The following is an 8,700-nucleotide window of genomic DNA, read 5'->3' as shown; positions in this document are numbered from 1 at the left end:
CAGCGTTGCTGGCGAACGGGCCCAGGAAAGGCACTGTCTGATTTGATAGCAAGCCCCGAACACGGGGGCAACGTAACGTCGCGGGTTTTTTCAAAGCAGCTCACTGCGCGACAGATACCGAGTTTGAAGAACACCAGCGGACGGCTCGCAAACGTCGCAAAAATGTTGATATAGTGAGACACATTCTCATCAATGCCGTTTGATTACCATGTCGAAGACGTCGCCCAATGAAGAGCTGATGACTGCGCTGACCCTGCACTACGATGCGTTGGTGGAGTACATCCGGCTTCGTTTCAACGGCAGACACTTTGCTCGTGATCTTGTTCATGACGTCTGTATCCAGATTCTCGAAAAGCCGCCCAAGGAAAAAGTCGCACTACCTTTGGCATTTCTGCGCAAGGTGAGTTTCAACCGCGCCGTTGATCGTATCCGCGCCGAGCGCACGCGTAGCCTGTACGTTCAAGCGCAGCTGTCAGCCGAACAGGGGATGGACAGTTGGGACGGTGCGCGGGCAGTCGAGTTCGAACAACACGTGCGCGCCCTGCTGGCAATCATCGAGGCGCTGCCGGCGCGCCAGCGCCAGGTCTTTTTGCTGCATCGTATCCATGGCATGGCGCAGCGTGAAATTGCCGAAGAGTTGGAGATTTCCCTGAACATGGTCACCCAGCATTTCGGCCGTGCAATGGCTGCCATCATTCTGCGCTGGGAACCTGCACGTCGGCTGATGCAACGGCAGGCGCAACCATGAGTCACCCGGGCACATTCGACAAAGACCGTCGTCCTGAGGGGGGCGATCCGTTACAGCCATTTGCCGAGGCATTACGCGAACGCACGCCGTCCAGGGAGGCCCTGCTGGCCGAAGGCAAGGCAATGACCCAGAGTCGCCGCAAGCGCAGAAATGTGGCTTGTGCAGGCACTCTGGTGCTGGCCCTGAGCGGTGCCATCTGGTTGCTGGACCCCGCGTGGCAGCACGAAGACATTCAGGTTGCGATAGGTCAGCGCGAACAGCTTCAGCTGGCTGACGGCAGTCGCGTCGAGTTGAATTCCGGCAGTCACTTGATCATTGAGACGCGCCTGCGCAGCCGTCAATTGGAACTGATTCACGGCCAGGCGCTGTTCAGCGTAGTGCATGCCGATACGCCTTTCATCGTGCGCAGCCAAGGCGTCAGTGTGCGTGATATAGGCACTGTATTTGATGTGCGCAGTGACGTGCGCGGCGTGGACGTGGGGGTCATTGAAGGCGCCGTTGAAGTCAGTAGCCATCGCACAGCAGCGGTGAGACTGAACGCCGGCCAGCAACTGCGAGCGTCATCCGTGCAACTGGGCGAGGTGATGCCGGTCGATGTCGCTGCCCTCACTGCCTGGCGTCAGGGCAAGTTGCGCTTCGACGGCACGCCTTTGCGCGAGGTGATTGCGGACCTTCAGCATTACCGGCACAAACCGCTACGGTTGGCCGATGCGCAGGTCGGCGAACTGCGCCTCTCCGGTGAGTTTGACAGCGGCTCGGTCGAGGCGCTTGTCGGCCTGTTGCCGTCGATCCTGCCAGTGAACATCGCTCGCGCCGCAGACGGCACCGTCAGCTTCAGTAAAGCTCGCTGATTAAAGAGTGCGCGTTGCACAAATGGGAATTATTTCCAGGTCGACCTCAACATCTGACTGCACCTGTACGCCAACCCCATGAAGAACGCTTCTATCGACTGTTCAAATGGGGAAAACATGGGTAAGAACACGTCATTGCTTCGCCTGAGCCTGCTTGCGAGCGGCCTGCTGCTGGCAAGCATCGTCCACGCAAAAAGCACCGTATATTCGCTGGATATCCCGGCCCAGGCGTTGGATAAATCGCTCAACGCCTTGGCGGCACAGACCGGTAGTCGAATCCTGTTCGCTACGGATGCTGCCGAAGGACGCCAGGCCGTGGCGCTGCGCGCGCAGCTCAGTGTCGAACAGGCGTTGGAGCGTATCGTCGGCAACACTGGCTTGGTGGCGCAGAAAACCGCCGATGGCACTTATCTGATTGCCGCTCCCGACAACAACGATGCACTGGAACTGGGTGCAACCAGCATTCAGGCTGGCGGGTTGGGCATCAATACCGAGGACACGCTCTCGTACACGACGGGGGCTGTGAGCATCGGCAAAAGCGAGCGTGCGCTCAAGGATACTCCGCAGAGCATCTCGGTACTCACGGCCCAGCGTATCAAGGATCAGAACATCCAGACCCTGGATGACGTCTACAACAGCCTGCCCGGGGTGATTACATACGGCTACATGGTGGGTGACAACCAGCCTTATGCGCGTGGTTTTCAGATCGACAACTACCAGATCAACGGCATACCGCTGCCAAACGGCAACAGCATTACTTCGCAGAACTGGGCTGACCTGGTTCCTTACGAGCGGGTTGAATTGCTCAAGGGCTCAGCCGGCCTGTTTCAGGGGGCAGGCTCGCCCGGTGGTGCCATCAACCTGGTGCGCAAACGCGCCTCATCAGACTTCCACATCAGTACCACCACGTCTGCGGGGCGCTGGGACAACTATCGTCAGCAAATCGACGTGCAAGGTCCGCTAAATGAAGACAAGAGTGTTCGTGGCCGCCTGGTAACCTCCTACGGCGACCGCGGTTACTTTTATGACAACGCCAAGACCGAGCGTTCTTCCAGTTATGGCGTCCTGGAGTTCGACCTGTCGCCTCAAACGCTGATAAGCGCCGGCTTTTCCTACCAGAACGTGAACAATCGTGGGGTGATGGACTTCGGTCTTCCGGCCTACAAGACCGGTGCGAACATTGACTGGAAGCGCTCGACCAACCTGAGCTCGCCATCGGACTACAACGATGTGGAAACCACTCAGGTGTTCCTTGAAGCCAAGCACCAGCTCAACGACGATTGGCGGATGAGCCTGACCACCAACTACACCAAACTGAACCTGGACACCATTTACAGCAACACTGGCGGCCTGATTGATCCGCTGACCCACGGCGGTGGCTACAACTGGGCGGAAAGCCGTTCGGAAAACAACTATCAGTACAACACCGACGCTTACCTCAATGGCCACTTTGAACTGTTTGAGCGCCGTCACGAAGTGATCCTCGGTGGCAACGTCACTCACGCCAGGCGCGATTCCGGGCGTTACGACACGCAGTGGTACACGGAAACGCAAAACATCCCGAACATCATCGATTTCATCCCCCCGCGATACGATCGCCTGGACCGCTACCGTACCGTCAAGTCGACGCTCGACCAGCAAGGCGTCTACGGGTCTTTGCGTATGAACGTGCTGGATCCGCTGGATGTCATTGTCGGTGCCCGCGTCAGTTGGTGGGACTATAGCCAGGACCAGATTGCCGAACCAAGCGGCGTATCCAAACTCACCGGCCAGAAAACCAATGCCAAGGTCGTTCCCTTCTACGGGCTGGTGTATGAACTGACGCAAAACTGGTCGGCGTATGGCAGTTACGCTGAAATCTTCTCCCCACAAACCGACTACATGACTTATGCCGGCAACACTTTGGCCCCACGCTCTGGGGAAACCTATGAGCTGGGCCTGAAAGGCGAGTTTTACGAGGGCTCACTCAACACCTCGTTTGCGATCTACCAAACCAACTTCAATGGTCGGGCACAGATCGACAAATCCTATGCATCTCCGTGCAACAGTCCATTCACTACGCTGTGTTACATCGCCGGCGGCAAAGTCCGTTCGGAAGGGTTTGAAGCCGAGGTCAACGGCAGGGTCATGACGGGTTTGCAACTTAGTGCCAGCTATACCTACACCCGTAGCCGCTATCTGGAAAATCCGGACGATGTGAGCCTGGAGGGGCGCAGTTTCCTGACCCAGATGCCTGCTCATGCTGCGCGTGTATGGGCCAACTACACACTGCCCGGCGAGTTTGCCAAGTGGCAAGTGGGTGCCGGTACACGTATTCAGAGTGGGACCTACATGCTGGGCAGCGGCGTGAAGCACGAAGGTTCGGGTTATGCGCTGTATAACGCGCGTATCGCCTACGACATCACCCAAAACGTGAACCTGGCGATGAACATGGAAAACATCTTCGACCGTGTCTATTACGCTCAGACCGGGCCAGTGGAGTCGCAAAACTACTATGGTGCACCGCGCAACATGACCTTTACGCTGCGCACCAACTTCTAGCGTAGCGTCTGAAAAACATCAACCTTGGGCCCGTGAAACTGTTGCTTCACGGGCTCGCTGCATGTTGCGCGAGCTATCAGGCAGGCAGCGTCAGTGGATGGGCAAGGCGATTGGGCGCATCGGCGCCGCATCTGCTCCGCGCAGCTTCAGTGAGGCCCCTACAAAGGCGAATTGGTAAACTTGGTCTCGGGACAAACCTTCCAGATTCACCAACTCAATGATTGGTGCGCCCTGCATGGCCAACAGGTAAGTGTGCAGCGGCAGGTAGTTGCCCTCGACCTCGGAGGGGAAGGTTTCAAAACTCAGGTTGTCGGCACCGACCACCATCGCGCCACTGCTTTCCACCAGAAACTTCGCCGCATCCAGGCTCAGGCCCGGCGGGTTGGCCATATACACCTGAGCGTGCTCATAGTCACGCATACGCCCGGTGCGAATCAGCACCACATCACCCTTCTCCAGCGCAACTCGCTGCTTGGTCAGTGCCTGCTGTAAATCACTGCGAGTGATGCGGTAGTTGTCAGCCAGTTGATCCAGGCCCTTGGCCGCGGCGACATCGATCATCACCCCGCGGGCGATGATCGGTGGCAGCTTTTCTGCGCCCGTGACGTTCCAGCCACGGTCACCCAGGTGCTGGTCAGCGCGAAAGCCGTTCCAGATCTTGCCGTCGAGGCCAAAATGATTGAGGGCGTCAATATGAGTACCGGTATGGGCGTACATCGACACCGCCGAGCCGCTGTAGCTGACGTGCTCGTTCATAGCATCGCCAACCTGCATCGGGTCTGCGATGACATTGCCATGGGGAGTATGGGTCATCCACATCTGGTAAGCCGGATCACCTGCTGCCTGCCAGCTGGGCATGCCGACAAAGTACTCCACCGCCAGGTCGTAGGCCTGGCCCCCATTGACCCGGGCCAAAATCGCCGCCTGCGACTGTGGGGTCATCAGGTTCAGGCGCCCGATCTCATCCTTCTCGCCCCAGGGGCTTATACCCACCGTGGGCTTGACCTGCACATCAGCGCTGCACAGGCAACTGAGCATCGAGAAGACGGCCAGCCCGGTGAGGTTTTTGATCCACGAACTCAACAACATGTCATGACTCCAGTAAAGGGAGCGGCCATGTTATGGGTTGTGGATTAATGGATAATCAGGTCTTTGATTGAATGATATTCAACCCAGGAGAAACAATATGGATGTGTTGGTGGCCATGCGTACCTTTCGCCGCGTGGTTGAGCGCGACAGCTTCAGCCTTGCCGCCGTCGACCTGGGGCAATCCACAGCCGCCGTGAGCAAGCAGGTACGGCAGTTGGAGGAACGCCTGGGCAGCCTGCTGCTACTGCGCACCACCCGCCGTATGAGCCTGTCGGAAGCTGGCCAGGCGTATTTCAGCGAATGTTGCCACCTGCTTGATGAGCTGGACGCCCTGGAGCGTGCCACCCAGGTCGGCGCCAGCGAACCCAGCGGCCGTTTACGGGTCAACGCGCCGCTGTCGTTTGGGCTCAAGGTGCTGTCGCCGATCTTGGTGGCGTTCATGCAGCGCTACCCAGAGCTCAAGGTCGAGCTTACCCTCAACGACCGCCTGCTGGACGTAATCAGCGAGGGTTTTGATGTTTCGCTCAGGATCCGACGCCGTCTGCCCGATTCCTCGCTGATCGCCCGACGCCTGGGCGAAGTTCAGCAGGTGATCTGCGCTGCTCCGGCTTATCTGCTGGCCAAAGGCACTCCCCATCGCGTTGAGGATCTGCGCGCACACAGCTGCCTGGCGTATCGCCTGGCCGAGTACCCCGACAGTTGGCACCTGCAAGGCCCGCAAGGTATCAGCCGTCTGGAGCTGCCTGTGCGCCTTGCGGTGGATAACAGCCTGATGCTTAGCGATATGTTGCTGGCTGGCCTGGGTATCGGTGCTTTACCCTCGTTCATCGCCCAGCCTTTGCTCGACAGCGGCCAGTTGCTGCAGGTGCTCTGCGGGCAGTCGATGCCTCGGCGCTCTATCTATGCGCTTTACACGAGCCAGAGGCATATGCCGCAGAAAGTACGGGTGTTTGTCGACTTCCTGGCCGATGCACTGGAAACACTGCCGCTGATGAACACGCCCACAGCAGCCTCTTGCACTGCTGGGCTGGGTGGCGCATGAGGCTGTTGCGAGATCGGTTGCGCGCGATGGGTTGTCAGCCTTGGCGCATCAGGTTCAGGGGCAAATCGCAGGCAAAAATAAACCGACTTCATCAGTCGGTTTATTTTTGCATTCGGTGCCCGAGGGCGACTCGAACAATAGCCTAGTCATATGATTTAAATGGTTTTTCGTCTATGTACACTTCTACGTTGTACTGCGAAGTGTACACCCCACCTGCCGTCAATAATAACTGGTGTGGATGAGTATTTGATCGGATATATCCATCCAATTTCCGACGAGCTGTCAGTAATGTTTTCACGAAACTGGTTAAGGATACGCTCTCTGGTCTGCCGAAAATGCCGAACCGGCTCCTGGCGAATTTTCATGATTAGTCGGGCGTCATGAGCACACCAAGTTGACTACTGCAATCATGAACGTTCGTTCATCTAGCTGCGCGCACGAAATTCAAATGCGCCCCTGCCGCTAGAGTGGTAGCGTGACTGGCTATTTCCAGTGGCGCAAGCCTTCCCCTTGTCAGTTTTGTGAGTCGTGTAGTTGTCCATGATTAGATGAGTTGGCATATCGGCAGGCACTGACACATCGATCTCCCTCAGAAATCCAAAGTACGGTATGACCGAGAAAGTCGTTGACTGGTCTGCGTGAGCTATCAACCACCTGCGATTTTGGCAACTTCCTGGTTACGCAGAATAAACCGCTGCAACTTGCCGCTCGGGGTCTTTGGCAATTGCTCGACGAACTCGATCTCACGCGGGTAAGCGTGCGCGGCAAGGTGCTGGCGCACGTGCAGACGCAGGACTTCAGCCAACTCGGCGCTCGGCGGGTAATTGCCGTGCAGTACCACAAACGCCTTGATCAACTCGGTGCGCTGCGGGTCGGGTTTGCCTATGACGGCGGCTTCGATGACAGCCGGGTGTTCGATCAGCGCGCTTTCGACATCGAACGGGCCGACGCGATAACCGGAGGTGGTGATCACGTCGTCGTTGCGGCCGACGAAACTGATGCTTGCGTCTTCGTTCAGCTCAACGATATCGCCACTCAAGTAATAGTGGTCGACAAAGGCCTTGGTCGGCATGCCGTAGTAGCCGCCAAACCAGCACAGCGGCGAGCGCTTGCGGTCGACCGCGAGTACGCCCGGCTGACCGGGTGGCAACTCCCGGCGCAGTTCATCCAGCACCACGATGCGGCAACCAGGCACGGCATAGCCGGCTGAACCTTCGTGGATTGGGTGGCTGAGGCCGTGGTGATTGCACAGCACCATGCCGACTTCGGTCTGGCCGTAATGATCGTGAATGACCACGCCGAGCTGCTCGGCAAACCAGCGGATAACCTGCGGGTTGAGCGGCTCGCCAGCACTGCTGACCGCGCGCAGTTTGCCGCGCACGGCATCGGCAAACTCGGCGCCGGCAGCAATTAGCAAGCGGTACGCAGTGGGGGATCCGGCGAGGTTGCTGATGGCGTATTGCTAATCAGGCGGCTGGTGCTTTCGACCGAGAACGGGCCGTCGTAGAACAGCGTGGCCTGGCCGCAGGCGAGCGGGCCGGTGACGGCGTAGTAGAGACCATAGGCCCAGCCGGGGTCGGCGAGGTTCCAGAAGCGGTCATCGTTGCGCAACTCGATGGCATCGCGCATATAGCTTTTGAACGCAAGGATGGCGCGCAATGGCACCTCCAGCGGCTTGGCTGGGCCGGTGGTGCCGGAGGTGCACATCAGCAGAAACGGCGCATTGGCGTCGAGCAGCGCAGGCGGCAGTCGGCCTTCTGCTGGGCCAGCACGTCCCAGAAATCGTAGTCGTCCAGGTCCAGCCGGTCAGCGCCGACGACGATGATGTTCGGCAGTCGGCAATCTCGTCGAGCTTAGAGCGGTTGTGCGGATCTGTGATCAGCCAGCGTGCCTTGGAACAACTCAGGCGTTGTTCGATGGCCTTGGGGCCAAAGGCCGTGAACAAGGGCTGATAGACCGCGCCGATGCGCCAGGTGCCGAGGATGGCAATCAACAGTTCAGCCGTGCGCGGCATCAGGCCGGCGACGCGGTCTCCTGGCTTGACGCCCTGGCTGCACAGGAAGTTGCCAAATCGCGAGACCTGGATCAGCAGATCGCTGAAGGTGTGCTGGGTGGCGCGGCCATCGTGGGTTTCACAGTACAACGCCACGGCGTCGCCGTCGGCGTGGCGGTCGCAGCACTCGATGCAGGCGTTCATGGCCGCCAGATCGCCGTGCAGGTCTTGAGCGGCCAATTTCAGGTAGTCGAAGGATGTCACTGCTGAGTCGTAATCGCGCATAAGGTACCTGATTGTTATTGTTGGATTTTTTACGCCGCGCTGGCACTGGTTATCTGTCGATCATCTGCGCCGCTTGTTGGGTTGCCTGACTCGTGCGCGTGGCCAGCTTGCGCACCTCGTCGGCCACCACCGCAAAGCCGCGCCCGGCTTC

Annotated in this window: 7 protein-coding genes and 1 pseudogene; 4 read left to right on the top strand and 4 right to left on the bottom strand. The window is 58.5% G+C overall.

Features of this window, described 5'->3' with window-relative positions:
- A partial coding sequence (locus G3436_RS27395; RefSeq protein ID WP_243667041.1) for a hypothetical protein occupies window positions 1-182 on the bottom strand: 182 nt, incomplete at its 3' end.
- Window positions 183-238: 56 nt separating this feature from the next.
- On the opposite strand from G3436_RS27395, the gene G3436_RS06745 reads away from it, so the two are divergent.
- The 3 genes from G3436_RS06745 (at window position 239) to G3436_RS06735 (ending at window position 4,140) form a co-directional block, all read left to right on the top strand.
- Window positions 239-748 (top strand): RNA polymerase sigma factor, encoded by a 510-nt coding sequence (locus G3436_RS06745; protein WP_163942754.1) that lies wholly within the window; start codon window positions 239-241, stop codon window positions 746-748.
- On the top strand, window positions 745-1,599 hold the full coding sequence (locus G3436_RS06740) for a FecR family protein (protein ID WP_163942751.1): 855 nt from the start codon (window positions 745-747) through the stop codon (window positions 1,597-1,599). Before G3436_RS06745 ends, G3436_RS06740 begins: the two co-directional genes overlap by 4 nt.
- Window positions 1,600-1,716: 117 nt before the next feature.
- Window positions 1,717-4,140 (top strand): TonB-dependent siderophore receptor, encoded by a 2,424-nt coding sequence (locus G3436_RS06735; protein ID WP_163942737.1) that lies wholly within the window; start codon window positions 1,717-1,719, stop codon window positions 4,138-4,140.
- 90 nt (window positions 4,141-4,230) lie between these two features.
- On the opposite strand, the gene G3436_RS06730 is transcribed toward G3436_RS06735, so the two are convergent.
- Window positions 4,231-5,229: a cyclase family protein gene (locus G3436_RS06730; RefSeq protein ID WP_163942735.1), complete on the bottom strand. Its 999-nt coding sequence runs from the start codon at window positions 5,227-5,229 to the stop codon at window positions 4,231-4,233.
- Window positions 5,230-5,326: 97 nt separating this feature from the next.
- Between G3436_RS06730 and G3436_RS06725 the strand changes: the two genes are divergently transcribed.
- On the top strand, window positions 5,327-6,271 hold the full coding sequence (locus G3436_RS06725) for a LysR family transcriptional regulator (protein ID WP_163942733.1): 945 nt from the start codon (window positions 5,327-5,329) through the stop codon (window positions 6,269-6,271).
- A gap of 646 nt (window positions 6,272-6,917) precedes the next feature.
- On the opposite strand, the pseudogene G3436_RS06720 reads toward G3436_RS06725, so the two are convergent.
- Both G3436_RS06720 and G3436_RS06715 read right to left on the bottom strand, forming a co-directional pair.
- A pseudogene (locus G3436_RS06720) lies at window positions 6,918-8,549 on the bottom strand (AMP-binding protein).
- Window positions 8,550-8,598: 49 nt separating this feature from the next.
- Window positions 8,599-8,700, bottom strand: a 102-nt coding sequence (locus G3436_RS06715; RefSeq protein ID WP_163942730.1) for a methyl-accepting chemotaxis protein, incomplete at its 5' end; no start/stop codon positions are given.

It is taken from the genome of Pseudomonas brassicae (genome assembly GCF_010671725.1).
Taxonomy (GTDB): domain Bacteria; phylum Pseudomonadota; class Gammaproteobacteria; order Pseudomonadales; family Pseudomonadaceae; genus Aquipseudomonas; species Aquipseudomonas brassicae.
Note: the sequence above shows the minus strand (reverse complement) of the source record. Positions and strands in the feature narration are given on the sequence as shown.

Excerpts from the sequence above, each read along its gene's own strand:
- G3436_RS06735 (WP_163942737.1), top strand. The coding sequence starts at position 1,717 with ATGGGTAAGAACACGTCATTGCTTCGCCTGAGCCTGCTTGCGAGCGGC.
- G3436_RS06730 (WP_163942735.1), bottom strand. The coding sequence starts at position 5,229 with ATGTTGTTGAGTTCGTGGATCAAAAACCTCACCGGGCTGGCCGTCTTC.
- G3436_RS06725 (WP_163942733.1), top strand. The coding sequence starts at position 5,327 with ATGGATGTGTTGGTGGCCATGCGTACCTTTCGCCGCGTGGTTGAGCGC.
- G3436_RS06740 (WP_163942751.1), top strand. The coding sequence starts at position 745 with ATGAGTCACCCGGGCACATTCGACAAAGACCGTCGTCCTGAGGGGGGC.
- G3436_RS06745 (WP_163942754.1), top strand. The coding sequence starts at position 239 with ATGACTGCGCTGACCCTGCACTACGATGCGTTGGTGGAGTACATCCGG.